The following is a 22,662-nucleotide window of genomic DNA, read 5'->3' as shown; positions in this document are numbered from 1 at the left end:
GGTCTCGTCATGACCGGAAGGTTAATCCTCGTCGCGCGCCAGCCGCGGAATTTCACTAAAATCCGCACGGTTTGCCGGTCCGGTGGCCAAGCCGGCGAAATCAAAAAGCCTCGGGTCGAGAAGGTGCGAGGGCCGGGCGTTCATCAGGGCACGGAACATCACCTGGCGGCGCCCGGGACTCCGCGCTTCCCAGCCGTCGAGGATCTGCTTGACCTGTTGCCGCTGAAGCCCGTCCTGCGAGCCGCAGAGATCGCAGGGGATGATCGGGTAGTTCATCGCGCGCGCGAACCTCTCGCAATCCGCCTCTGCCACGAAGGCCAGTGGCCGGTAGACGAAGAGGTCGCCGTCCTCGTTCACCAGCTTCGGCGGCATCGTGGCAAGGCGCCCACCGTGAAAGAGGTTCATGAAGAACGTCTCGAGGATGTCGTCGCGGTGATGGCCGAGGACGACCGCCGAACACCCCTCTTCGCGCGCGATGCGGTAGAGATTGCCGCGCCGGAGCCGCGAGCAGAGCGAGCACATCGTGCCGCCCGGCGCGATCTTGTCGGTGACGATGGAATAGGTGTCGGCATATTCGATCCGGTGGTCGACACCCATCTTTGTCAGGAACTCCGGCAGCACCGTTGCCGGAAAGCCGGGCTGGCCCTGATCGAGGTTGCAGGCGAGAAGATCGACCGGCAGAAGCCCGCGCCATTTCAACTCGTGCAGGACGGCCAGGAGCGTGTAGCTGTCCTTGCCGCCCGAAAGGCAGACGAGCCAGCGCGCGCCGCGTTCGATCATGCCATAGGCGTCGATCGCCTCGCGCACCTCGCGCACGAGGCGTTTGCGGAGCTTCTTGAACTCCGTTGTCGCGGGTGCTCCGTGGAAGAGCGGGTGGATGTCATCGGCCTCGTCGAGCATGCTCACGCCATACTGGAGCGCCGCGCCACGGGCAAGCTGTCCGCGGCGAGCGGCCGGTCGCCCAGGTGACGGAGCCGGTCGAGCGCGGGCGCGACGTCGCCGATGCAGCGTGCAACCCAGTCGGGGTCGTAATAGGTGTCGAGATAGCGCCGGCCGCTGTCGCACATCAGCGTGACGATGGAGCCTTGTCGGCCCGCCGCCATCATCTCCTGCGCGACGATAAACGCGCCCCAGAGGTTGGTGCCGGTGGATGCGCCGGCCTTGCGGCCGATGACCTCCTCCAGCCAGAGGATCGTCGCGACACTGTCGGCGTCCGCAACCTGGATCATCCGATCGACGACGTCATGCTGGAACGACGCCTCGACCTTTGGCCGGCCGATCCCCTCGATCCGGCTGGAGCAGGCGCGGCGCAGCGTCATGTCGCCGGTCCGGTAGCTGTCGAAGAAGACGGAATTTTCGGGATCGACGACGACAAGCTCGGTCGGGTGACAGCGATAGCGGACATAGCGGCCGAGGGTTGCCGATGTGCCGCCGGTCCCGGCACTCATGACGATGGCGGCGGGGATCGGGTGCGGCTCGCGTGCCATCTGGCTGAAGATGCTGTCGGCGATATTGTTGTTGCCGCGCCAGTCTGTGGCGCGCTCGGCATAGGTGAACTGGTCCATGAAATGACCGCCGAGCTGGTCGGCGAGGGCGACAGCCGCGTCATGCATCTCGGGCGCGCTGTCGACGAAGTGGCACTGGCCGCCATAGAACTCGATCATGGCGATCTTGCTGCGCGCCGTGGATTTCGGCATCACCGCGATGAAGGGCAGGCCGAGCATGCGCGCGAAATAGGCCTCGGACACGGCGGTGCTGCCCGAAGATGCCTCGATCACCGGGCGGCCTTCCTTCAGCTTGCCGTTGCAGAGCGCATAGAGAAAGAGCGACCGCGCGAGGCGATGCTTGAGGCTGCCGGTCGGATGCGTGCTTTCGTCCTTAAGGTAGATGTCGACACCGGTGATGCCCGGCACGTCGAGCCGAAAAAGATGAGTGTCGGCGGAGCGTTGGAAATCCGCCTCGATCCTGGCGATCGCCTTGTTCATCCAGGCGTGCATTCGGTCCTCCCCCTATGGTTTGCCCGCCATTGGAAGCCTTGGGCGCCGCCGCCGCAAGACTTGCGTCAGCGTTTCCGCTCGGGCACCGGGTCATAGCCGCGGCCGCCGAGCGGATGACAGCGCCCGATGCGCCGTGCGGCGAGCCAGCTGCCCCTGAACGCGCCGTGCTTTTCCAGTGCCTCCAGCGCGTAGGCCGAGCAGGTGGGCTGATAGCGGCAGCCATGCCCGACCCACGGGCTGAGAATGAGTCGGTAGGCCCGGACGGGCAGGGCGACGATATGGGCGAGCGGGCTCATGTCTTGTCCGCGTGGATGCGTTCGAGGGCGCGGACGAGGTCGGACTGCAGATCGACGAAGTCGCGTGTTGCCGTCGCGTCGGGGCGCCCGACAAGGACATAGTCCCAGCCGGGGCGTCCGTGAAGGCGCAGGATCAGCCGGGCAATCTCACGCAGGCGTCTTTTGGCGCGGTTGCGGGCCACCGCGTTGCCGAGTTTCTTCGAACAGGTATAGCCGATGCGGATCGCGTCCGCGTCTGCTTCGTCCGGGCGGCGGCGCCGCGCTTGCAGAAGGAAGCCGGGCATGCCCTGACGGCGGGCCTGGGCGGCGCGCAGGAAGTCAGCGCGCTTTGTCAGCGTCAGGCAAACGGAAACCGCCGGAGGCGTTTCCGTACCCAGGCCATCCTGGCCTTGCACGGTCGCCTCCGGCGGTGTCATGCCGTGTGCCTCGGTCTTCGGCCTTAGGCCGAGAGAACCTTGCGGCCCTTCGCGCGGCGTGCGTTGAGCACCCTGCGGCCGCCCTTGGTCGCCATGCGGGCACGGAAGCCGTGCCGGCGGGCGCGAACGAGGTTCGACGGTTGGAACGTGCGCTTCATCGCTTCAACTCCGGGTTCGGGCAGCCCAAACCCTTACGGATTCGAAGGCCGCTGTCATTCGAAGCCCGGCTATTAGACGGGCCCGCCTGCCAAGTCAACTCGTCGGAGCGCGGATTTTTGCATTCTCCTGCAGTCCCGATCGCATGGCCCGGCGGCCGGGAATTTCATGCAGCGTTTGCGGACGAACGCGCGAAGAAGGTTTAACTGCCGGAGCCGAGTGATTATTCTCCGCAAGGACAGACGGGTTTGCAATGGGCCGGGTGACGGGACGCCCGCCCGCCGGGATGGGAAATTGATGCTCTTCAATACACTGTCCGGCCGCTTCCTGCTTCTGACGATGCTGTTCGTCATGCTGGCCGAAGTGCTGATCTTCGTGCCCTCGGTCGCGCGGTTTCGCGAGGATTACATCCTGTCGCGTCTGGAGCGCGCGCAGATCGCCTCGCTCGCGCTTCTGGCCACCGACGAGATGATCGACGAGACGCTCGAGAAAGAGCTTCTCGCCAATGCCGAGGTCTACAACGTCGTCCTGCGCCGGGACGAGGTGCGGCAACTCGTTCTCTCCTCTCCGATTCCGGCGCCGATCTATCGCAGCTACGATCTGCGTGACGCCCCCGCCTGGGAGCTGATTCGTGACGCCGTGGCATGCCTCGTCGATCCGGAGGACCGCGTGATCCGGGTGATCGGCGATCCGGTGAAGCGGGCGGGACTTCTGATCGAGGCGACGATGGCGACGGCGCCGCTCCGGGCGGCGATGATCGACTACGGGCTCAGGATTCTCGGGCTGTCGGCGCTGATCTCGGCGGTGACGGCGGTGCTTCTCTTCCTGGCCGTGCGACGGCTTCTGGTGGTGCCGATCCGTCGGGTCGTCAAACACATGAGCGCCTATGCCGAGGCACCCGAAGATGCCCGGCGCGTCATCGAGCCACAGGCCCGAGTAGTGGAACTTCGAGACGCCGAGGAGGCGCTGCAAAGCATGCAGCGCCAGCTGACCGGAGCGTTACGGCAGAAGGAACGCCTGGCCCAGCTGGGCGGGGGTGTCGCCAAGATCAGCCACGATCTGCGCAACATCCTCACCACGGCCCAGTTGCTGGCCGACCGGATGGAGCGGAGCGACGATCCCATGGTCAAGCGCGCGGCGCCGAAGCTCGTCGGCTCGATCAGCCGCGCCGTCGGCTTGTGCGAATCCACGCTCGCCTTCGGCAAGGCGGAGGAGCCGCCGCCGTCCCTTGCGCGTTTCATGCTGGCGGGCCTTGTCCGCGACGTGGTGGAAAGCGAACGGCTGGCCGTCGGCGATGCCGAGGTCGAGTTCATCAGCGACATTCCCGGCTCGCTCTCGATCCGGGCCGATCACGAGCAGTTGCACCGCGTGCTGACGAACCTCGTCCGCAATGCCCGCCAGGCGATCGAGGCGACCCATGCGCCCGGCACGATCGAAATCGGCGCCGGCGAGGAGGATCAGGGCTGGTGGATCCGCGTCGGCGATACCGGCCCGGGCCTGCCGGAGCGCGCGCGCGAGCATCTCTTCCAGCCGTTCCAGGGCGGGTACCGCAAGGGCGGGACCGGGCTCGGCCTTGCGATCGCCGCGGAACTCGTGCGCGGCCACGGCGGCCGGCTGGAGCTTCTGAAAACCGATACCGGGGGCACCGAGTTCATCATCCACCTGCCGCGCGAACTGATGCCGGCAGACGCCGCGCATCCCGCCTGACATCCACGGCGGCCCGCGTAACGCGCCGTCAGGTTTTGCCCTTGCAATGCGCCACGGGGGCCGCTAAATGCCACCCGACGCACCCGTAGCTCAGCTGGATAGAGCACCAGACTACGAATCTGGGGGTCAGGAGTTCGAATCTCTTCGGGTGCGCCACTAATCTCTGAAATAATCTAGTATTTTCAGATTCTTGATGGCTCGTTTGTGTTGCTGGGGTGACGCAAGGGGTTACACATGGGCGTCACGATCCGCGAATCCGGAGCTTACTTGTTGAACGCCAAATACCTCGAACTCAGGGACAACACCTGGTACATCAGACGCAGAATCCCCGCCGACATCCGAGGCTACTATCCGAACAAGCCGCTTCAGATTTTCGTCTCGCTGAGGCGCTGTTGCCCAAATCCGGGTCTTTGCGCAGTTTCCCTTTCCCCAGACGGACCTATCCTACGGGCACTGTGACAGGTATGCCAAGGGCGGTGTAGCCGTTGAGCACGGCGATACGCACCTGCAGCTCAGCGACCTGGCGCTCGAAGTCTCGGGCCATGAGGGATTGGCCGAGCAGCTTGATGCAGTTCATCTTTGACGCGACCCGGCTCCGGCGGTGGTAGCCGCTCCATCGTCGCCAGATGGCACGGCCCAGGTAGTTCGAAGCGCGTAGCGCTTCGTTCGTGCGACGGCCCCCGGGCTCGTCGGTTTCCACGGTTTGGCGTTCTTGCGCGGAGGGATGACTGCGACCGCGCTTCGGGCCGCGATCGCCTCATGGCATTTGCGGGTGTCGTAGGCGCCGTCGGCTGTCACGGACCCGATCTGCTCGTTTGCGGGGATCTGATCCAGAAGGTCAGGCAGAATGGGCGCATCGCCGATGTTGCTGCCGGTGACTTCGACGGCCCGCACCTCCAGCGTTTCTTCGTCGATCCCGATGTGTATCTTGCGCCAGATGCGACGCTTGGGGCCGCCGTGCTTGCGAGCGTTCCACGCGCCTTCGCCCTCGGCCTTGATGCCGGTGCTGTCGATCAGCAGGTTCAGCGGGCCCGTGCCGCCACGGTACGGGATGCTCACATTCAGCTTCCGCTGGCGGCGGCACAAGGTGCTGAAGTCCGGCACGGTCCAGTCCAGCCCGACCAGCCGCAGGAGGCTCTGCACGAATCCGGTCGTCTGCCTCGGCGGCATACCGACGAGCACCTTCATCGTCAGGCACGTCTGGATCGCGGCATCGCTGAAGCTTCGCTGCCGGCCACGCTTCCCGGTTGGGGGCGGCCGCCATATCATCTCGGGATCAAACCAGACCGTAAGCGACCCGCGTCGCTTCAGCGCCTCATTGTAAGCCGACCAGTTCGTGGTCTTGTACTTCGTCGGGGCCCAACTGCTCATGCGATCCAGCTATCACACTGGATTCACGCAGTGAATCCCTCAACCGATCTCTGCAACAAAGCCGCATCCAGCCTTTCGGGCGTCATCGGGCCGTCACTGGCAATCCTTGCCTGTGTGTCTTGCCGGAGGTGTCGGAAGTGCTCTCGGACGTGTTCTCGGATTTCATCGTACCGAATGCGTTGGAGTGATGCTTCGGTTGTTTGCCTTTGTCCAGCAAGGGCGAGGCGCCGGGCGAGGCGCCGTACTGCCTCCGGGCAACGTGTCCCGAGAGAGACCTTCACGTCCGACCACTTGCCTGCCGGATGAAGGTCGGGCGGAAGGGGCCAGCGGAAGTAGAATATGCCGTGCCGGGAAGGGCTTAGATACGCGGAAAGGCGCATGCCATTGTCTCACCAGTTTGTCGCACCGGCGAGATGAACGCTATAAGCACTTGATCTTAAAGGGAATGGTGGGCGACCCTGGAATCGAACCAGGCATGGGTCTCCCCGGCGGAGTTACAGTCCGCTGCCGCACCTTGCAGCACGTCGCCCGACGCCGGGGCTGATTACTGTGCCAGCCGCGACGCGTCAACCGCGAATCACCGATCCGAAACGGTTGTGGCGCGGGCGAGGGCACTTCGCCTTTCACGTGGCTTGATCCGTTTGAAACCTGCGCGGAACAAGTGGCGAGATTGTGTGCTTTGAGGAGGACGAGACGGCCCGATGCCGGCCCGTGCGTAAGCCGTGCCGGGGTGGGTTCCGCTTGCGCGGCTTGGAATTCCCAAGAGTTGCGCGTAGGTGGAGGCGTGCATGCTTGGCAACCGAAAGGCCGGTCAGTTGAAGAAACCCACCTGGGTGATCGAGAAGGAGCGCGCCAAGCGCGCCGCCGCGGCGGAAACGGTCTGGCTTTTCGGGCTTCATGCGGTGCGCGATGCGCTGACGAACCCGGCGCGCGATAAATTGCGGCTCGTCCTGACCAAGAATGCGGCAGACCGATTGGGGCCGGATGTGCTCTCGCTGGGACCGGCGCCCGAGATCGTCGATCCCCGGAAGTTCGACACCCATGCGCCGCTCGCGCCGGACAGTGTCCACCAGGGCGCCGCGCTGGAGGTAAAGCCGCTGGCCTGGGGTGGACTTGAAGAGGTCTGCGCGGGCGGCGAAGGGGCGGCGCTGGTGGTTCTCCTCGACCGGGTGACGGACCCGCACAATGTGGGCGCGATCTTGCGCTCGGCCGAGGTCTTCGGCGCGCGCGCCGTCATCGCGCCGGCGCGGCATTCCGCGCCGGAGACCGGTGCCCTGGCCAAGACCGCGAGCGGGGCCCTCGAACGCCAGCCCTATCTCCGGGTCGGCAACCTTGCCGAGGCGATGGAGCGGCTTCGGGCGATGGGCTATGTCCTTCTTGGCCTCGACGGCGAGGCGGACGTCACGCTCGCCGGTGCGCTGGCCGAGGCCGGCACACGGCCTGTGGCGCTCGTCCTTGGCGCCGAGGGGCCGGGACTGCGCGAGAAGACGCGCGAGACCTGCGACCGGCTCGTGAAGATCCCCTTCGCCGGCGCGTTCGGATCGCTGAACGTGTCAAACGCCGCGGTGGTGGGCCTTTACGCCGCGTCGACGCGCTGACGGTCGGTCATCCTTTGCCCACGCCGGATCACGCTTGCGGGAGGTATCTTTCGCAGCGGGCAGGGCGGTGTCATGTTGCTCAAGGAGGCCGCCCCGAGAACCGGCCTTCGACCGGAATGGAGTTATGATGAGCCTGACCCGACGTGCCTTTTTCGTTGCCGCGCTCGCGATTCCGGTCGCGGGCACGATCCTGCGGCCTGCCTTCGCGAACGAACCGGAGGTCTTCGCGCCGGGCGGCGTGGCGATTTCAGGCTACGACCCGGTTGCCTATTTCACCGAAGGCAAGCCGGTTCCCGGCCAGATGGACCACGCGCTGATGTGGCGCGGCGCGACGTGGTATTTCGCGAGCGCCGAAACGATGGAAGCATTCGAGATGAACCCCGCCGCCTATGCGCCGCAATATGGCGGCTATTGCGCCTATGCGATGACGAAGGGGGCCATCGCGTCGACCGCGCCGGAGGCGTTCACGGTCACGGGCGGGCGTCTCTATCTCAACTATTCGACCGAGGTGCGGGCGATCTGGAGCGAGGATGTCGCGAAGAACGTCGCGCTCGCGGACGGCTTCTGGCCGGCGGCTCTGAACACTAAGTGATCACAAAACCGCGACCCGGCCTTTTCACGTGGTCTTTACATTCCCACATCAAGATACGGAAGCACGGCTTCGGAACCGCCGCGCTTCAATTCACTGTCCCTCGTTCCGCACTGGCGCCCGGCCTCTTGGTTCGGGCGCCTTTTTCTGGCAAGTCATGGCGCCATGACAGACTATTCCGATACTCTCCTGCGTGACATCCTGACGACGACCCGCGTGATCGCGGTCGTGGGCGTGTCGCCCAATCCGGTGCGGCCCTCCTATTATGTCGCGCGCTATCTGGCGCTGAAGGGGTTCACCGTGATCCCCGTCAATCCCGGCCACGCGGGGCAGGAGATCCTCGGGCACAAGGTCTATGCCGATCTCGCGTCCATTCCGAAAGGGATGAAGGTGGACATGGTCGACATCTTCCGCCGCTCCGAGGCGGTGCCGGGGATCGTGGAAGAGGCGCTGGCCGAGCTTCCGGACCTCAGGACGATCTGGATGCAGATCGGCGTCAGCCATCCTGAAGCGGCGGCAAGGGCCGAGGCGCGGGGGATCAGGGTCATCCAGAACCACTGCCCGAAGATCGAGTATCAGCGGCTGTTCGGCGAATTGCGGATGGGCGGATTCGCGACCGGTTTGATTTCCTCGAAACTCTGAGCCAAGCCGTCGCCGCCGGATGCCTCCGGCGGGGATATTTCCGGCAAGATGAAGGGAGATTCAGCCGCGCGCGGCTTTCTCGGCGAGGCCCGACTGGCCTTCGCGGCGGGCAAGTTCCGCCTCGATATCGGCCAGTGTCACGTCCCGTGCAGCGCACATGACGAGGAGGTGGTAGAGGACGTCGGCGGCTTCGGACGCGAGGCGGGCGCGGTCGCCCTTCACCGCCTCGATGATCGCCTCGACCGCCTCCTCGCCGAACTTCTCGGCACATTTCTCGGGGCCCCTGGCGAGGAGCTTCGCTGTCCAGGAGGTGTCCGGGTCGGCGCCCTTGCGGGCGGCGATGGTGGCGGCGAGGGTTTCAAGCTGGGTCATTCGACGTCTGCCTTGTCGCGGGCAAGGCGCGAGCGCAGATCCGCGAGCAATGCCCGTTTGTCGGCTTCGCTCGCGAAGGCCCTGTCCGGAATGGGGATGAATTCCATATCGCCCGGAAGGACAAGAAGTCCGTCCTTGCCCTCGACTATATCGGCGATGCCGGACCAGAAGAGGGTCGAGCGCGAACCGTCGGTCGAGAAGGTCATGCCCTCGTCATCGACAGTCAGAGTCGTCGTACCCCTCCGAGCGGGTGCGTCCGCAAAGGCAGCCCAGAGCCGAGCCTGACGCCGCCGGAATGCGGCGATCCAGACGACGAGAACCGCTGCCAGAAAGGCCGCGACAGCGTAGCCGCCCACGCTGTATCCGAGGCGCGCTCCTATTAACTGGCCGACCCAGAAGAGGAGCAAGACGGCCAGAAGGATCAGAAATGCGTGGCGTTGGTGGCGGGCGGGCAGGAGCCTCCGGGTCAGGAGGCCGCAAGCGGCGCCGTAGTCGTAGCCGGCGAGAGGGTAGCTCAGTTTGAGCGGCGATTCCGTCATTCGAGCCTCATCGGTATGCCGGCGGCGGCCATGTGTTCCTTCGCCTCGCGGATCGTGTAATCGCCGAAATGGAATATCGAGGCGGCGAGGACGGCGGAGGCGCCGCCGATGGTGACGCCTTCGACAAGGTGGTCGAGCGTGCCGACGCCGCCGCTCGCGATCACGGGGATATCGACCGCATCGACGATGGCGCGGGTCAGCGGCAGGTTGAAGCCGGCGCGGGTGCCGTCGCGGTCCATCGAGGTCAGGAGGATCTCGCCCGCGCCCTTTGCGGCAACGGTCCGGGCGAATTCGACGGCGTCGGTGCCGGTCGGGCGCCGGCCGCCATGGGTGAAGATCTCCCACTTGCCGGGGCTGACGGTCTTGGCGTCGATCGCGACGACGATGCATTGGCTGCCGAAGCGGTCGGCGGCCTCGGCCACGACTTCGGGGTTGGCGACGGCGGCGGAGTTGAAGCTGACCTTGTCGGCGCCGGCGAGAAGGAGGGCGCGGACATCCTCCTGCGTCCGCACCCCACCGCCGACGGTGAGCGGGATGTAGCACTGCTCGGCCGTGCGGGTGACGAGGTCGTACATCGTGCCACGGTTCTCGTGTGTGGCGTGGATGTCGAGGAAGCAAAGCTCGTCCGCGCCGGCCGCGTCATAGGCTTTCGCGGCCTCGACCGGGTCGCCCGCGTCGATCAGGTTGACGAAGTTCACGCCCTTGACCACGCGGCCATCGGCCACGTCGAGGCAGGGGATGATGCGGGTCTTGAGCATGAGCGGGCTCCTTCGGCGCCTACATAACGCGGGCAGGGGGGCAGCGCCAGATTGAACGACGACGCCCCGGAGCGTTGCGCCCGCCGGCCGCGCATTTGAAACGACATCACCCCGTGCGCGGGACGGCTGAGGTTCAGTGTGGAAAATCGCCCCAAAACCGGAATTGCCATGTTCCGCCTTGTCCTCCTCCTCGCGCTCCTTCTCTGTCCGTCGGTTCTTCGTGCCGAGAACCGCGTTGCCCTCGTCATCGGAAACGACCGTTATGCCGAGGTGCCGATGCTGGAAAAGGCGGTGGCCGACGCGACCGCGATGGCCGCGCGGCTGTCGGGGGTGGGGTTCAGGACACAGCTCGTCACCGATGCGGGGCGGCGCGAGATGAACCTCGCGGTGGCCGAGTTCACGGCGCGGCTGCAGCCGGGCGACACCGCCGTCGTCTTCTATGCCGGTCACGGGGTGGAGATCGACGGCGAGAACTATCTGCTGCCGGCGGATATTTCGGCGCCGAGTGAGGTAGGACCGGCCTATATCGAGGGCGAATCGATCGCGCTTTCCCGGCTTCTGGACCGAATCCGCGCCACCGGCGCACGCACGACGCTGGCGGTGATTGACGCCTGCCGGGACAACCCTTTCGCCGAAAGCACCGGGCGCTCGATTGGAAGTGCGCGCGGCCTTGGCCGGATCGCGGCGCCGGAGGGGACGTTCGTCGTTTTCTCCGCCGGGGCCGGGCAGCAGGCGCTCGACCGGCTGAACGCGGGTGACGGTAACACCAACTCCGTCTTCACGCGCAGCCTTCTGCCGAAGATCGGCGCGCCCGGGCTGGAGCTCAGGCAGATGATCTCCGAGGTCCGGGTCGAGGTGCGCAACCTTGCGCTTGGCGAGAACCACGCGCAGTTTCCGGCCTATTACGACGAGCTGCTGGGAGAGTGCTATTTCAGCACCGGTGCCGCTCTGGCAGCACATGCCGCGCCGCTCACCGAGAGCGCCTCGATCCGGGTGGATTTCGATCTGGCGCGGCAGGTCGGCACGGAGGCGGCCTTGCGCGCGTTCCTCTCAACATATGCCGACCGTAAGGATGATTTCTCGGTTCAGCTCGCTGAGCGGATGCTGGAGGAGACGTCCGTCACGGAGGCACCGGAACGGGTGGCCACGGCAGATCCGGCCCCGAAACCCGCTCCCGTTCAGCCGTCAGCGGACGATCGCCGCGAGGTCATGCGCGCGACCCAGGCGGAACTGAACCGCCTCGGGTGCTACGCCGGCGGTGTGGACGGGATTGCCGGGCGGCGGACGCAGGCCGCATTCGCGCGTTTCATCGCGCAGACCAGTGCGGCGCTCGCGCAGCGCGATCTGAGCAGTGACAAGGCCCTGGCCATGCTCAGGGCGGCCCCCCCGCAGGCCGCGCCCGCGCAGCCGGCTCCGGCCACGGCGCCGCAGCTCAGCCTCGTTGGAAGCTGGGCGTACGTCGCGACCTGCCCACTTTTCGTGAAGACGATCGGCTCGGTGACATACCGTGCCAGTGGCGGAAACGGTGTCATCGGCAACTGGAACGATTCCATTGACCAGCGGGGCACGAGCAGGGGCACGCAATCGGGACGGACCTTCCTCGTGAAGGGCAGCGTCGGGCTCGTGCCGTTCTCGGAGACGGGGACCGTCAGCGCGGACGGACAGAGCTACACGTCGACGTCGACGATGGGGTGCAGGGTCGCCGCCAACCGGATGTGACGTGGCGAAACGCAGCGCCTGTCGGCCGGAACGCGCTGCTTCAAGTCCTTAAGGTTGCCCCCTGCGCAGTGCGACGTCCGATCGGTATGTTGGCTCCCCGGCAAGGGCGTTGGTGTGCCCGGATCCTCGCAACGGAATGATTGGTTGCCCAGGCCGGGGCGCGTCGGGAATTCGGATTGTTTCGGATCGGTCGGGCAGCGTGATTGGAAAGCGGCCGCTGCTTCGCCTAATTTGGCCGCCGATTCGGTGCCGTGCCGCCGGGGTGATCCTTTTCCGGAGACTGAAGCTGGCTATGCACACGTCATCAACGGCCCGGCCCGATCCCCTGCCCGCTTCGGGCGAGGGGCTGGTCGCCTGCCCGGTCTGCGACGTTCTGCACCACGAGGTGGGGATCGCCGAGGGCGCGCGGGCCCGGTGTCGGCGCTGTGGCACACTTCTTTACGCACCGCGCCGGAGCGCGATGACGCAGATCGTGATGCTGGCGGCGACGGCCGCCATCCTGATGGTCGCCGCGATCTTCTTTCCCTTCCTCGAACTGCAGGCGGGCGGGCTTAGCCGGCAAAGCTCGGTCTTCGACGCGGTCCTGGCCTTTTCCGAGGGGATGATGGTGCCGCTTTCGGTCGCCGTCGGCGCGCTGATCGTGGTTCTGCCCTTCGCGCGCCTCTGTGCGATTGCCTACGCGCTGGCGCCGATGGTCTTCGGGGCCCCTCCCGCCGCCCACGCGGCGACCGCCATGCGCTGGGCCGAGGCGGTCCGGCCCTGGGCGATGGCCGAGATCTTCATCGTCGGCGTCGCGGTGGCGCTGGTCAAGGTCGCGGGACTCGCGAAGGTCACGCCGGGGCCGGCCTTCTGGGCGTTCGCGGCGCTCGTTCTCGTCACCGTCCTCAAGGACAACCTCATGTGCAAGTTCACGGTATGGAAAACGCTCGAAGAACGCAGAACTTCCTGACCGCGCGCCGCGCCGGTCTCGTCGCCTGCACCCGCTGCGGCGCCGTGCACGCGCCGGGCGTCGGCGATTGCCGGCGCTGCGGCGGCGCACTCTCGAGCCGCGACGAGGCAAGCCTGCAGCGCGTCTGGGCCTGGCTCGTTGCCGGGCTCGTCGCCTATGTGCCGGCAAATCTCTACCCGATGCTCGTGACGTCGACCTTCGGCACGACGCGCGAAAGCACCATCATCGGCGGCGTCATCGAACTGTTCGAGCACGGCTCCTGGGGGGTGGCGGCGATCGTGTTCACCGCGAGCGTGATCATCCCCATCGGGAAGTTTATCACCATCGCCTATCTCGCATTGTCGACGCGATTTCCGGTGACGATTCGCGGACATGGGCGGCAGCGCCTTTACGAAATCGTCGAGTTCATTGGCCGCTGGTCGATGATCGACGTGTTCGTCGTGGCGATCCTGTCGGCATTGGTGCATCTCAGTTTCGTGGTGAACGTGAATCCCGGAATCGCCGCCGTCAGCTTCGCGCTTTCGGTTGCATTCACCATGCTCTCGGCGCAGAACTTCGACCCCAGATTGCTCTGGGACGCATACGAGGCTGACGATACGTGACCGAACCGCATCCCTCCGAGCTTGACGTGACCTTCGCGAGGCGTTCGCCGTGGCGCAATCTGTCGTTCGTCTGGGCGGTGCCCCTCCTGGCGCTGGTCATTTCGCTCGGGCTGGCGTGGCAGAGCTTTTCGCAGCGCGGGGTCCTGATCGAGATTACGTTCCAGAACGCGTCGGGTGTGACGCCGGGGGAAACCACGCTGCGCTATCGCGATGTGGTTATCGGAACCGTGGAGGACGTGACCTTCACGCCAGACCTGAGCAAGGTTCTGGTTCGGGCGCGGGTGAACAAGGACGTCGCACCCTTCCTCGATGCGGCCACCGATTTCTGGGTAGTCCGTCCCAAGGTCAGCACACGCGGCATCTCCGGCCTCTCGACGGTTCTTTCCGGTGTCTACATCGCGGGCGCCTGGGATCAGGAACTGGGCGAACAGAGATGGCAGTTCGACGGGCTGGAAGAGCCGCCTCTGGTCCAGCCGGGCCGCGCCGGAAAGCGCATCACGCTTGTCACCGACGATGGCAGCCTCATCTCCGAAGGGGCGCCGGTCTTCTATCACGGGATCGAGGTCGGCCGGCTGGAGCGGCCGCGCCTGACCGTGTCCTCCGACGCCATCGTCGTCGATGCCTTCATCGAGGCCCCGCATGATCGCCGGTTGAACGCCGCCACTCGGTTCTGGGACACGTCCGGTTTCTCCGTCTCGCTCGGCGGTGCCGGGCTGACGCTCGACTTCGACAGCCTCGCGTCGGTCGTCGCCGGCGGGGTCGAGTTCGACTCGGTCTACGAGGGCGGGGAGGCGGTGAGCCCCGGTCATGTCTTCAACATCTATCCCGACGAGGCGGAGGCGCGCAGAAGCCTCTTTGCGCGGTCATTCGCCGATACGGTGCCGATCGCGGCCGAGTTCGGTGAATCGGTCAGCGGCCTCGAACCCGGAGCCGCCGTCCAGTATCGTGGGCTTCTGGTAGGCGAAGTCTCTGCGATCTCGGCGCAGGTTCAGGAAACGGGGGCGGGCACCGACATCCGGATCATGGCCAATCTCGCCATCGACCCTTCGCGCCTCGGGTTGCCGCAGGGCGCCGGATCAGAGGATGTGCTCGATTTCTTCGACTCTGCCGTCGCGAACGGGCTCAGGGCCCGGCTGGCGACGGCGAGCCTCTTCAGTTCGGCGCTGGTCGTCGAACTGGTCGAGGTGCCGGACGCCGATCCGGCAAGCTTCGACCGCGCGGCCGAACCGCTGCCGGTTCTGCCTTCGGTGCCCTCGAACCTGCCCGATTTTACCGCGACGGCCGAGGGCGTGCTGGAGCGGATCAATCAGTTGCCCATCGAAGAGCTTATTGATCAGGCCATCCGCCTGATGGCGAGTGTCGAGACGCTGGCGAGTTCCGAAAGCACGCGGGCAACGCCGGATGCCGTCGTTGCGCTTCTGGAAGACACCCGCGCGCTCGTGAATGACGAGGCGACGCGCGCTTTGCCCGGCGACATCCGCGCCGCGGTCGCCGAATTGCGTTCGGTCGTGACCGAACTCAGGGAAGGCGGGACACTGACGACCCTTGCCTCGGCGCTGGAGCGGGCGGATGCGATCGCGGCCAATCTCGAAACCGCATCGGCCGATTTCCCGGCGCTCGTCGACGACCTGCGGGCGGTGGCCAGGAAGGCGAACGCGCTTGAAGCAGAAGAGCTGATGGCGGCCGCGACCCGCGTCCTCGACAGCGCTGACCGGGTGATCGGCACCGAGGCGGCGCGCGAACTGCCGCCGGCGTTGAACTCTGCGCTCGACCAGGTTCGTGCCACGCTGGCGGAGCTTCGCGACGGCGGCGCGGTGGAAAACGCCAATGCCACGATGGCTTCGGCCCGCGACGCCGCCGATGCGGTCGCGGAGGCCGCAGAAGGGCTTCCGGAGCTTTCGTCGCGGCTGGAGCGGTTGGTGCGGCAGGCCGAGGGCCTTATCGCGACCTATGGCGAGCGTTCCGATTTCAACGACGAGACTGTCTCGGCGCTCCGCGAGGTGCGCGCCGCGGCCCGTTCGGTGAGCCAGCTTGCCCGCGCGATCGAACGCAACCCCAATTCCCTTCTGACAGGTCGGTAACATGATGATGCGTGCCAGTCTCCTCCTTCTCGCCCTCCTTCTCGCCGCTTGCGGCGGGAACAATTCCGCGCGCTACCTGGTCGATGCCCCGGCGAGCGACGGCGTTCGCAACGTCAGGGTGCGGAGTATCGAGGTCCGCGACGTTGTGCTTCCCGCCTATGCCGCCGCGATCGAGATCGCGCAGCAGGACGAGACCGGCGCGCTGCGCAACGTCCCCGACACGCTCTGGGCGGACGAACCGGTGCGCGGCATCACCGCCGAATTGGCCCGCAGCCTCGATATCGGATCTTCTGCAACCGTTGCGGCAGAGCCCTGGCCGCTCGACACGCCCGCCGATGTCCAGTTGACGGTTCGGGTCGAACGTATGGTTGCCGGTGCCGACGGGCATTTCACGCTATCGGGCCAATGTGCGATCGCCGCGCCGGACGGGGTGGTGCGCGAACGGCTGGTGCGCTTCGACATTCGCATTCCGCTGAAAGCTGCCGACGCCTCCGCTATCGCGGCGGCGACCGGGCAGGGGATCGCCGCGCTGGCGGACGACATCATCGCAACGCTCTCGCGGTAAGCCGGACGCGGGCGCCCCGCGTGTCAGAACGATGGCGGGGTGCAGGCCGAGACGATGGTGCAGGGCTCGTCGCCGGTATTGCGGAAGCGGTGTGGGACGCGGCTGTCGAACAGGTAGGCGTCGCCGGGGCCGAGAACGGCAACCTGATCGCCAACGGTTATCTCGATCAGGCCGGAGATGACGATGCCGGCCTCTTCGCTGTCATGCGTGTACCGCTCCACACCTGTATCGGCGCCGGGATCGTAGCATTCGTGCAGCATCTGGATCGCGTGGTGGGCGGTATCGCCGACCTGCCGGAGCGAGATGCCGTCTGAGGCGACAAAGCTCCGGAACACCTTCTGGGGGTTCAGTTCGCGCAGCTCGGTCGCGCGGAAGAAGATCTGTTCGCGGTCGGCGAATTCAGGGGCGAAGAACTCCGAAAGGCTGAGCGGGATCGCGTCGAGAATGCGTTTCAGCGACGCGACGGACGGCGATGAGTGATTCTGTTCGATCTGCGAAATCAGGCCGTTGGTGACGCCGGACTTGCGCGCAAGCTCGCGTTGCGACAACCGCCGCGACGTGCGGACGGCCTTCAGGCGTGCGCCGATGTCGATCTTCGGTTGTGTCGCATTTTCGGACACTTGTGCCTTCCTGTCGGTCATCGATCCAATTGGCCGCACCGCGGAATTTTAGTCCTGAACGGTTCGGCTAAACAAGGTTGATAATAATTTTAAACGAGGCTACCGTAACGAGGATGTTAAGAGTCTGCACGTTGAATTCGACGGTTCGCGCATGCGCGGCCAGGGTCGGCCCGGGGCAGGCGTTCAAGGGCAAAATCGAAATCCGGGCGTCCGGCCCGACAACGGGATGTGGCAAGCGCCGCGCCTGAAAGGAAGTGCGTTCGGAAGGCCCGAGGGCTGAACAAGGCGACCAGCCGGGGCACAAAGATCCCGGGAGTCATCGAGCATCACAGGATTCGTGACAGGGAGAATGACGATGACCTACCTCAAGACCCTATCCCTCGTTGGCGCGATGGCGCTGGCGACGGGTGCCGCCGCAGAGGAGCGGTTCATCACCATCGGCACAGGAGGCCAGACCGGCGTCTATTTCGTCGTCGGCCAGTCGATCTGCCGGCTGGTAAACCGCGATACCGCCACCACCGGCCTGAAATGCACCGCGCCATCGACCGGCGGGTCCATCGCCAACATCAACGCGATCGCGGCGGGTGACATGGACATGGGCGTTGCCCAGTCGGACTGGCAGTACCACGCCTATAACGGATCGTCGGAATTCGAGGGCAAGAAGGTCGACAAGCTCCGCGCCGTCTTCTCGGTGCATGGGGAGCCCTTCACCGTCGTCGCCCGCAAGGACAGCGGCGCGACCACCTTCGACGACCTCTTCGGCAAGCGCGTGAATGTCGGCAATCCCGGCTCGGGCCAGCGCGCGACGATGGAAGTCGTGCTGAACGCGATGGGCAAGTCGGACGCCGACTTTGCACTGGCCTCCGAGCTGAAGCCAGCCGAGCAGGCCGCGGCACTCGGCGACAACAAGGTCGATGCCATCATCTACACGGTCGGCCACCCGAACGGCTCGATCCAGGAGGCGACCTCGACGGTCGATGCCATCCTGTTGCCCGTCACGGGCGAGGCGATCGACAAGCTCGTCGCCGACAATGCCTATTACGCCAAGGCGGTGATCCCGGGCGGCATGTATGCCGGCACCGACAACGATGTCGAAACCTTCGGCGTGAAGGCGACCTTCGTGACCTCGGCCGACGTTCCGGACGATGTGGTCTATGAGGTCGTCAAGGCGGTCTTCGACAATTTCGACCGCTTCAAGGGCCTGCACCCGGCCTTCGCGAACCTCAAGGAAGAGGACATGATCAAGGACGGGCTTTCTGCCCCGCTGCATCCGGGCGCCGAGAAGTATTACAAGGAACGCGGCTGGATGTAAGCCGCTCCGCCGTTCCGTGCCCGGCGCGGAACGGCCCGCCTCCGGCGCGGACAGCGTGTCCGCCCGTCGCCGGACGCATTCAATCTCCGACCGGATCAGTGGCTCGCGTCAGCGACCAGGGGGGACATCATGGCAGACAAGGACCAGCAGCAGGCCGCCGCCGGCGAGATGGAAGCCGCTGACAGGGGCGGGCTGAGCCAAACCGAACTCGACGAACTCGTCGCGTCGTCCGACACCGGTGCGCGCGGCACCACGGGCAACGTCGGCTTGTTCATCACCATCGTTGCCCTTGCCTGGTCTCTCTTTCAGCTGTGGATCGCCTCGCCCGTTCCGTTCATGGTCGGTTTCGGCGTCTTCAACGACACCGAGGCGCGGTCTATCCACCTCGCCTTCGCGATCTTCCTCGCCTTCGCCGCCTTTCCCGCCGCCCGCACCCCGGTGCAACTTGGCCTCGGGATTGCGGTCCCCGTGATCCTCGGCATCCTCTTCTTCATCTCGGCGAAGGAGGGGACGTCGGTCTGGTGGATTCCGCTGATCTCCCTCGCCGTTGTGGCCGCGATCCTGCTCGGTTCGCCGAAGGACCGCATCCCGGCCTGGGAATGGGCGCTCGCGGTCGTCGGTGCGCTGACCGCGCTTTACCTCTACATCTACTACAAGGACATCTCCTCGCGCGTTGGTGCGCCGATCCTGCAGGATTTCATCGTCGCCGTCGCGGGCATCACCATCCTTCTGGAGGCGACCCGCCGCGCCCTTGGCCCTGCGCTGATGATCGTCGCGTCGGTTTTCCTCGTCTATACGATCCTTGGCCCCTGGATGCCGTCGATCATCGCCCACAAGGGCAACAACCTGTCCGAGATCGTGAACCACCAGTGGATCACGACCGAGGGCGTCTTCGGCATCGCGCTCGGCGTCTCGACCTCGTTCGTCTTCCTCTTCGTGCTCTTCGGTTCGCTCCTCGACAAGGCCGGGGCCGGGAACTACTTCATCCAGGTCGCCTTCAGCCTCATGGGCCACATGCGCGGCGGGCCGGCGAAGGCAGCGGTCGTGTCGTCGGCGATGACCGGCCTCATCTCGGGCTCCTCCATCGCCAACGTGGTGACGACCGGCACCTTCACCATTCCGCTGATGAAGAAAGTCGGCTTCTCGTCCGAAAAGGCGGGCGCGGTCGAGGTAGCCAGTTCCGTCAATGGCCAGATCATGCCGCCGGTGATGGGCGCGGCCGCGTTCCTGATGGTCGAATACGTGGGCATCCCCTATTTCGACGTTGTCCGCCATGCCTTCGTGCCGGCGGTGATTTCCTACATCGCGCTTGTCTACATCGTGCATCTCGAGGCGATGAAGGCCGGGATGGAGGGCTTGCCGCGTGCCTATACGCCGAAGCCCATCGTGCAGCGGCTGATCGGTATCGCCTTCACCATCGCCGCGATCTGCGCGATCTCGCTGGCCGTCTACTATGGCATGGGCTGGATCCGCCCGGCCTTCCCGGCGACGGCGGGCTACATCATCTTCGCCTTCCTGACGGCGGTCTATGTGGGCCTTCTCTGGGTCGCGTCGCGCGAGGAGCCGTTGCATCTCGACGATCCGAATGCGCCGGTGACGTCGCTGCCGCTGCCGGGGCCGACGATCCGCGCGGGTCTGCACTACATCCTCCCGGTGGTGGTGCTGGTCTGGGCGCTGATGGTCGACCGCCTGTCGCCGGGTCTCTCCGCGTTCTGGGCAACGGCCTACATGGTGTTCATTCTGCTGACGCAACGTCCGCTGATGGCGATGTTGCGTGGGGCGGGCGAACTGGGGGAGGCGGCCCGTGAAGGGGTTACGGACCTGATCGACGGCCTCGTGACCGGCGCACGCAACATGATCGGCATCGGCATCGCCACCGCGACCGCCGGCATCATCGTCGGGGCGGTCAGCCAGACCGGCGTGGGTTCGGCCCTTGCCGATGTGGTCGAGGTTCTGTCGGGCGGCAATATTCTCGCCATCCTTGTCCTCACCGCCGTCCTGTCGCTGATCCTCGGGATGGGCCTGCCGACCACGGCGAACTACATCGTCGTCTCGGCGCTGCTGGCCCCGGTGATCGTGACGCTCGGCCAGCAGAACGGGCTGATCGTTCCGCTGATCGCGGTGCACCTCTTCGTCTTCTACTTCGGCATCATGGCGGATGTGACGCCGCCAGTGGGGCTCGCGAGTTTCGCCGCCGCCGCCGTGTCCGGGGGCGATCCGATCAAGACCGGGGTCGTAGCGTTCTTCTATTCGCTCAGGACCGCCGCGCTGCCGTTCTTGTTCATCTTCAACACCGAGCTTCTGCTCATCGACGTGACCTGGGCGCAAGGCGTCTTCGTCTTCATCATCGCGACGATCGCCATGCTTCTCTTCGCGGCCGCGACGCAGGGCTGGTTCCTCGCCAGGAACCGTATCTACGAAACGGTGGCGCTTCTGCTCGTGGCCTTCACGCTCTTCCGGCCGGGATTCTGGATGGACATGGTCTTCCCGCCCTTCGCCGAAGCGGCGCCGGCCAATATCGCCGAGGCGGCGGGCAGCACACCCGCGGGCGAGGATCTGCGGCTGCGCGTCGCCGGCGTCAACGACCTTGGCGACCCGATCGAATTCGTCGCGCTGGTGCCGATGGGCGAAGGTGCGACCGGAGAGGAGCGGCTTGCCGGGGCAGGACTCGCCTTCCGGCAGGACGGCGAGAAGATGATCATCGACGACGTGGCCTACGATTCCGCCGCGCAGAAGGCCGGGCTCGACTGGGACCAGGAGGTGTTGCGCGTTCTCCAGCCGGTTTCGGCCCCGTCGAAATACTGGATGTTCATCCCGGCGCTGCTGCTTCTGGCGCTGGTGGTGATGCTGCAACGCGGACGGGCGCCCGGCGCGCGCCGGGCCGAAGCCTGAGGAGGCCGCCATGTACAAGACCATCCTCCTGACGATCGACGTCAATGAACCCGCATCCTGGAAAGACGCGCTGCCGCGCGCGGTGGAACTGGCAACCGGCTGGGGCTCCAGGCTGCACGTCCTCAGCGTGGTGCCGGATTACGGCCTGCCGGTGGTCGAGGGGTTCTTCCCGGTCGATTTCCGCGAAAAGGCGATCCGCCACGGAGGCGAGGCGCTCGAAAAGCTCGTGGCGGCGGAGGTGCCGGCCGAGTTGAAGGCGGAATCCCACATCCGCTACGGCACGGTCCACGACGAGATCCTGCATGCGATCGACGCGGTCGGTGCCGACCTTGTGGTGATGGCCAGCCATGCGCCCGACAAGATGCGCGAGTTTCTCATCGGCTCCCAGGCGGACCGCGTCGTCCGGCGTTCGCCTGTTTCAGTCCTCGTTGTGCGGTGCTAGGCAACAGGAGGCGGCCCGCCGACGGGCTGTAGGGAAATCGAATCAGGACCGCATATGACTCCTTTCGCAATCGCCGGCGTGCAGATGTACGTCAACGCGCTGCAGCCGAACACTGACGGCATGCTGCACCGGCTCGACATCCTGATGGCGCGTTTCCCGTGGACACAGATGGTGCTGTTCTCGGAGCTGGCCGCGTTCGGACCCCTGCCGAAATTCGCGCTGCCTTTCCGCAACGACAGCCTCTCCCGGCTGCAAGCGGCCGCGCGCAGGCACAATGTCTGGCTGATCCCGGGCTCGATGTTCGAGAAGGCCGAGGATGGCCGGATCTACAACACCGCGAGTGTCATCAATCCCGACGGCGAGATCGTCGCGAGCTATCGCAAGATGTTCCCGTTCCGGCCCTACGAGACCGAGGTCGAGGCGGGCACCGAATTCTGTGTCTTCGATGTGCCCGATGTCGGCCGCTTCGGCCTGTCGATCTGCTACGACATCTGGTTTCCGGAAACCACGCGGCAGCTGACCGCGCAGGGGGTCGAGGTGCTTCTGCATCCGGTCCTGACCGGCACGACCGATCGCGACGCGGAGCTGGCGATCGCGCGGGCGACGGCGGCGCAGTTCCAGTGCTATGTCTTCGACGTGAACGGTCTTGGTGCCGGCGGCAACGGTCGTTCCTGCGTCGTCGATCCCTCGGCCACCGTGCTGCACCAGTCGGCGGGGCAGGAGGACATGTTCCCCATCGAAGTCGATCTCGACCTCGTCCGGCGCCAGCGCGAGACCGGCATCAAGGGCCTCGGCCAGGTGCTGAAAAGCTTCCGCGACCGCTCCGTCGATTTCTCGGTCTACGACCGGACGAGCGGGGCGGACGCCTATCTGCAGGACCTCGGGCCGCTTGAGATGCCGCGGCAGGGCTCGCGGGCCGGGATCAACCTTCGCGACACCTCGGCAACGGGTGCCCTTCACAAGACGATGGGGCCGCCGTTCCGCGACGACGATGGCACGCCACCGCTGGCGGGCCGGATATCCACGGGCTGAGCCGACG

At 65.8% G+C, this 22,662-nt stretch carries 24 protein-coding genes, 2 tRNA genes and 1 pseudogene; 15 read left to right on the top strand and 12 right to left on the bottom strand.

Annotation, left to right across the window (positions count from 1 at the left end):
- Positions 1-21 precede the first annotated feature (21 nt).
- The 5 genes from ttcA to rpmH all read right to left on the bottom strand — a co-directional run bounded on the left by ttcA (position 22) and on the right by rpmH (position 2,867).
- A complete protein-coding gene (gene ttcA / locus V5734_RS17800; RefSeq protein ID WP_347310946.1) occupies positions 22-900 on the bottom strand; it encodes a tRNA 2-thiocytidine(32) synthetase TtcA in 879 nt (292 codons plus the stop codon).
- A gap of 2 nt (positions 901-902) precedes the next feature.
- On the bottom strand, positions 903-1,997 hold the full coding sequence (locus tag V5734_RS17795) for a PLP-dependent cysteine synthase family protein (protein ID WP_347310945.1): 1,095 nt from the start codon (positions 1,995-1,997) through the stop codon (positions 903-905).
- Positions 1,998-2,062: 65 nt separating this feature from the next.
- A complete protein-coding gene (yidD, locus tag V5734_RS17790; protein WP_347310944.1) occupies positions 2,063-2,293 on the bottom strand; it encodes a membrane protein insertion efficiency factor YidD in 231 nt (76 codons plus the stop codon).
- On the bottom strand, positions 2,290-2,709 hold the full coding sequence (gene rnpA, locus V5734_RS17785) for a ribonuclease P protein component (protein ID WP_347310943.1): 420 nt from the start codon (positions 2,707-2,709) through the stop codon (positions 2,290-2,292). The genes yidD and rnpA overlap by 4 nt, the downstream gene beginning before the upstream one ends.
- A gap of 23 nt (positions 2,710-2,732) precedes the next feature.
- Positions 2,733-2,867 carry a 50S ribosomal protein L34 gene (gene rpmH / locus V5734_RS17780; protein WP_073061402.1) on the bottom strand — a complete coding sequence of 45 codons (135 nt, stop codon included), beginning with the start codon at positions 2,865-2,867 and terminating at the stop codon, positions 2,733-2,735.
- 295 nt (positions 2,868-3,162) lie between these two features.
- Here rpmH and V5734_RS17775 point away from each other — a divergent pair, with 295 nt between their 5' ends.
- The 3 genes from V5734_RS17775 (at position 3,163) to V5734_RS21635 (ending at position 5,031) form a co-directional block, all read left to right on the top strand.
- Positions 3,163-4,572 (top strand): sensor histidine kinase, encoded by a 1,410-nt coding sequence (locus V5734_RS17775; RefSeq protein ID WP_347310942.1) that lies wholly within the window; start codon positions 3,163-3,165, stop codon positions 4,570-4,572.
- Between the two features lie 79 nt (positions 4,573-4,651).
- Positions 4,652-4,728: transfer RNA gene (locus tag V5734_RS17770), tRNA-Arg, on the top strand.
- Positions 4,729-4,806: 78 nt separating this feature from the next.
- Entirely contained in the window at positions 4,807-5,031 is a 225-nt protein-coding gene (locus tag V5734_RS21635; RefSeq protein ID WP_432759643.1) for a DUF6538 domain-containing protein, read from the top strand.
- Here the strand turns inward: V5734_RS21635 and V5734_RS17765 are convergent.
- The 3 genes and pseudogenes from V5734_RS17765 to V5734_RS17760 form a co-directional block, all read right to left on the bottom strand.
- Positions 5,012-5,943: pseudogene (locus tag V5734_RS17765) on the bottom strand (IS5 family transposase). The gene V5734_RS21635 and the pseudogene V5734_RS17765 overlap by 20 nt on opposite strands.
- A gap of 23 nt (positions 5,944-5,966) precedes the next feature.
- Positions 5,967-6,323 carry a DUF6538 domain-containing protein gene (locus V5734_RS21630; RefSeq protein WP_432759642.1) on the bottom strand — a complete coding sequence of 119 codons (357 nt, stop codon included), beginning with the start codon at positions 6,321-6,323 and terminating at the stop codon, positions 5,967-5,969.
- Between the two features lie 66 nt (positions 6,324-6,389).
- Positions 6,390-6,473 (bottom strand) — tRNA-Tyr (locus tag V5734_RS17760).
- Positions 6,474-6,731: 258 nt separating this feature from the next.
- On the opposite strand from V5734_RS17760, the gene rlmB reads away from it, so the two are divergent.
- The 3 genes from rlmB to V5734_RS17745 all read left to right on the top strand — a co-directional run bounded on the left by rlmB (position 6,732) and on the right by V5734_RS17745 (position 8,772).
- On the top strand, positions 6,732-7,541 hold the full coding sequence (gene rlmB, locus V5734_RS17755) for a 23S rRNA (guanosine(2251)-2'-O)-methyltransferase RlmB (RefSeq protein WP_347310941.1): 810 nt from the start codon (positions 6,732-6,734) through the stop codon (positions 7,539-7,541).
- A 127-nt stretch (positions 7,542-7,668) separates the two neighbouring features.
- Positions 7,669-8,133, top strand: coding sequence for a YHS domain-containing (seleno)protein (locus V5734_RS17750; protein ID WP_347310940.1), 465 nt, complete (start codon positions 7,669-7,671; stop codon positions 8,131-8,133).
- A 162-nt stretch (positions 8,134-8,295) separates the two neighbouring features.
- Positions 8,296-8,772: a CoA-binding protein gene (locus V5734_RS17745; RefSeq protein ID WP_347310939.1), complete on the top strand. Its 477-nt coding sequence runs from the start codon at positions 8,296-8,298 to the stop codon at positions 8,770-8,772.
- A gap of 60 nt (positions 8,773-8,832) precedes the next feature.
- On the opposite strand, the gene V5734_RS17740 is transcribed toward V5734_RS17745, so the two are convergent.
- From V5734_RS17740 to hisF, 3 genes are read right to left on the bottom strand one after another with little or no spacing between them, the layout of a single operon-like run.
- Positions 8,833-9,144 (bottom strand): phosphoribosyl-ATP diphosphatase, encoded by a 312-nt coding sequence (locus tag V5734_RS17740; RefSeq protein WP_347310938.1) that lies wholly within the window; start codon positions 9,142-9,144, stop codon positions 8,833-8,835.
- Positions 9,141-9,683, bottom strand: a complete 543-nt coding sequence (locus V5734_RS17735; protein ID WP_347310937.1) for a YcxB family protein — start codon at positions 9,681-9,683, stop codon at positions 9,141-9,143. Before V5734_RS17735 ends, V5734_RS17740 begins: the two co-directional genes overlap by 4 nt.
- Complete coding sequence (gene hisF, locus V5734_RS17730) at positions 9,680-10,441, bottom strand: imidazole glycerol phosphate synthase subunit HisF (RefSeq protein ID WP_347310936.1); 762 nt, start codon at positions 10,439-10,441, stop codon at positions 9,680-9,682. Before hisF ends, V5734_RS17735 begins: the two co-directional genes overlap by 4 nt.
- A gap of 168 nt (positions 10,442-10,609) precedes the next feature.
- Between hisF and V5734_RS17725 the strand changes: the two genes are divergently transcribed.
- The 5 genes from V5734_RS17725 (at position 10,610) to V5734_RS17705 (ending at position 16,357) form a co-directional block, all read left to right on the top strand.
- Positions 10,610-12,160, top strand: coding sequence for a caspase family protein (locus tag V5734_RS17725; protein WP_347310935.1), 1,551 nt, complete (start codon positions 10,610-10,612; stop codon positions 12,158-12,160).
- A gap of 292 nt (positions 12,161-12,452) precedes the next feature.
- On the top strand, positions 12,453-13,109 hold the full coding sequence (locus V5734_RS17720; protein WP_347310934.1) for a paraquat-inducible protein A: 657 nt from the start codon (positions 12,453-12,455) through the stop codon (positions 13,107-13,109).
- Positions 13,076-13,711, top strand: coding sequence for a paraquat-inducible protein A (locus V5734_RS17715; RefSeq protein WP_347310933.1), 636 nt, complete (start codon positions 13,076-13,078; stop codon positions 13,709-13,711). Before V5734_RS17720 ends, V5734_RS17715 begins: the two co-directional genes overlap by 34 nt.
- Positions 13,708-15,792, top strand: coding sequence for an MlaD family protein (locus tag V5734_RS17710; protein WP_347310932.1), 2,085 nt, complete (start codon positions 13,708-13,710; stop codon positions 15,790-15,792). Before V5734_RS17715 ends, V5734_RS17710 begins: the two co-directional genes overlap by 4 nt.
- A 1-nt stretch (position 15,793) precedes the next feature.
- Positions 15,794-16,357: a PqiC family protein gene (locus V5734_RS17705; RefSeq protein ID WP_347310931.1), complete on the top strand. Its 564-nt coding sequence runs from the start codon at positions 15,794-15,796 to the stop codon at positions 16,355-16,357.
- 23 nt (positions 16,358-16,380) lie between these two features.
- Here the strand turns inward: V5734_RS17705 and V5734_RS17700 are convergent, their stop codons facing one another.
- A complete protein-coding gene (locus V5734_RS17700) occupies positions 16,381-16,998 on the bottom strand; it encodes a cupin domain-containing protein (protein ID WP_432759641.1) in 618 nt (205 codons plus the stop codon).
- 328 nt (positions 16,999-17,326) lie between these two features.
- On the opposite strand from V5734_RS17700, the gene V5734_RS17695 reads away from it, so the two are divergent.
- The 4 genes from V5734_RS17695 to V5734_RS17680 all read left to right on the top strand — a co-directional run bounded on the left by V5734_RS17695 (position 17,327) and on the right by V5734_RS17680 (position 22,655).
- Positions 17,327-18,289: a TAXI family TRAP transporter solute-binding subunit gene (locus V5734_RS17695; protein ID WP_432759640.1), complete on the top strand. Its 963-nt coding sequence runs from the start codon at positions 17,327-17,329 to the stop codon at positions 18,287-18,289.
- Positions 18,290-18,418: 129 nt separating this feature from the next.
- Positions 18,419-21,181, top strand: a complete 2,763-nt coding sequence (locus V5734_RS17690) for a TRAP transporter permease (protein WP_347310928.1) — start codon at positions 18,419-18,421, stop codon at positions 21,179-21,181.
- A gap of 10 nt (positions 21,182-21,191) precedes the next feature.
- A complete protein-coding gene (locus V5734_RS17685; protein WP_347310927.1) occupies positions 21,192-21,623 on the top strand; it encodes a universal stress protein in 432 nt (143 codons plus the stop codon).
- A gap of 54 nt (positions 21,624-21,677) precedes the next feature.
- A complete protein-coding gene (locus tag V5734_RS17680) occupies positions 21,678-22,655 on the top strand; it encodes a carbon-nitrogen hydrolase family protein (protein WP_347310926.1) in 978 nt (325 codons plus the stop codon).
- The last annotated feature ends 7 nt before the right edge of the window (positions 22,656-22,662 follow it).

Source organism: Defluviimonas sp. SAOS-178_SWC, from assembly GCF_039830135.1.
Lineage (GTDB): Bacteria > Pseudomonadota > Alphaproteobacteria > Rhodobacterales > Rhodobacteraceae > Albidovulum.
Note: the sequence above shows the minus strand (reverse complement) of the source record. Positions and strands in the feature narration are given on the sequence as shown.

What these genes read in the sequence shown, in the direction of transcription:
- ttcA (WP_347310946.1), bottom strand. Translation starts at nt 900, where the DNA reads ATGCTCGACGAGGCCGATGACATCCACCCGCTCTTCCACGGAGCACCC.
- V5734_RS17795 (WP_347310945.1), bottom strand. Translation starts at nt 1,997, where the DNA reads ATGCACGCCTGGATGAACAAGGCGATCGCCAGGATCGAGGCGGATTTC.
- yidD (WP_347310944.1), bottom strand. Translation starts at nt 2,293, where the DNA reads ATGAGCCCGCTCGCCCATATCGTCGCCCTGCCCGTCCGGGCCTACCGA.
- rnpA (WP_347310943.1), bottom strand. Translation starts at nt 2,709, where the DNA reads ATGACACCGCCGGAGGCGACCGTGCAAGGCCAGGATGGCCTGGGTACG.
- rpmH (WP_073061402.1), bottom strand. Translation starts at nt 2,867, where the DNA reads ATGAAGCGCACGTTCCAACCGTCGAACCTCGTTCGCGCCCGCCGGCAC.
- V5734_RS17775 (WP_347310942.1), top strand. Translation starts at nt 3,163, where the DNA reads ATGCTCTTCAATACACTGTCCGGCCGCTTCCTGCTTCTGACGATGCTG.
- V5734_RS21635 (WP_432759643.1), top strand. Translation starts at nt 4,807, where the DNA reads ATGGGCGTCACGATCCGCGAATCCGGAGCTTACTTGTTGAACGCCAAA.
- V5734_RS21630 (WP_432759642.1), bottom strand. Translation starts at nt 6,323, where the DNA reads ATGCGCCTTTCCGCGTATCTAAGCCCTTCCCGGCACGGCATATTCTAC.
- rlmB (WP_347310941.1), top strand. Translation starts at nt 6,732, where the DNA reads ATGCTTGGCAACCGAAAGGCCGGTCAGTTGAAGAAACCCACCTGGGTG.
- V5734_RS17750 (WP_347310940.1), top strand. Translation starts at nt 7,669, where the DNA reads ATGAGCCTGACCCGACGTGCCTTTTTCGTTGCCGCGCTCGCGATTCCG.
- V5734_RS17745 (WP_347310939.1), top strand. Translation starts at nt 8,296, where the DNA reads ATGACAGACTATTCCGATACTCTCCTGCGTGACATCCTGACGACGACC.
- V5734_RS17740 (WP_347310938.1), bottom strand. Translation starts at nt 9,144, where the DNA reads ATGACCCAGCTTGAAACCCTCGCCGCCACCATCGCCGCCCGCAAGGGC.
- V5734_RS17735 (WP_347310937.1), bottom strand. Translation starts at nt 9,683, where the DNA reads ATGACGGAATCGCCGCTCAAACTGAGCTACCCTCTCGCCGGCTACGAC.
- hisF (WP_347310936.1), bottom strand. Translation starts at nt 10,441, where the DNA reads ATGCTCAAGACCCGCATCATCCCCTGCCTCGACGTGGCCGATGGCCGC.
- V5734_RS17725 (WP_347310935.1), top strand. Translation starts at nt 10,610, where the DNA reads ATGTTCCGCCTTGTCCTCCTCCTCGCGCTCCTTCTCTGTCCGTCGGTT.
- V5734_RS17720 (WP_347310934.1), top strand. Translation starts at nt 12,453, where the DNA reads ATGCACACGTCATCAACGGCCCGGCCCGATCCCCTGCCCGCTTCGGGC.
- V5734_RS17715 (WP_347310933.1), top strand. Translation starts at nt 13,076, where the DNA reads ATGGAAAACGCTCGAAGAACGCAGAACTTCCTGACCGCGCGCCGCGCC.
- V5734_RS17705 (WP_347310931.1), top strand. Translation starts at nt 15,794, where the DNA reads ATGATGATGCGTGCCAGTCTCCTCCTTCTCGCCCTCCTTCTCGCCGCT.
- V5734_RS17700 (WP_432759641.1), bottom strand. Translation starts at nt 16,998, where the DNA reads ATGACCGACAGGAAGGCACAAGTGTCCGAAAATGCGACACAACCGAAG.
- V5734_RS17695 (WP_432759640.1), top strand. Translation starts at nt 17,327, where the DNA reads ATGACGATGACCTACCTCAAGACCCTATCCCTCGTTGGCGCGATGGCG.
- V5734_RS17690 (WP_347310928.1), top strand. Translation starts at nt 18,419, where the DNA reads ATGGCAGACAAGGACCAGCAGCAGGCCGCCGCCGGCGAGATGGAAGCC.
- V5734_RS17685 (WP_347310927.1), top strand. Translation starts at nt 21,192, where the DNA reads ATGTACAAGACCATCCTCCTGACGATCGACGTCAATGAACCCGCATCC.
- V5734_RS17680 (WP_347310926.1), top strand. Translation starts at nt 21,678, where the DNA reads ATGACTCCTTTCGCAATCGCCGGCGTGCAGATGTACGTCAACGCGCTG.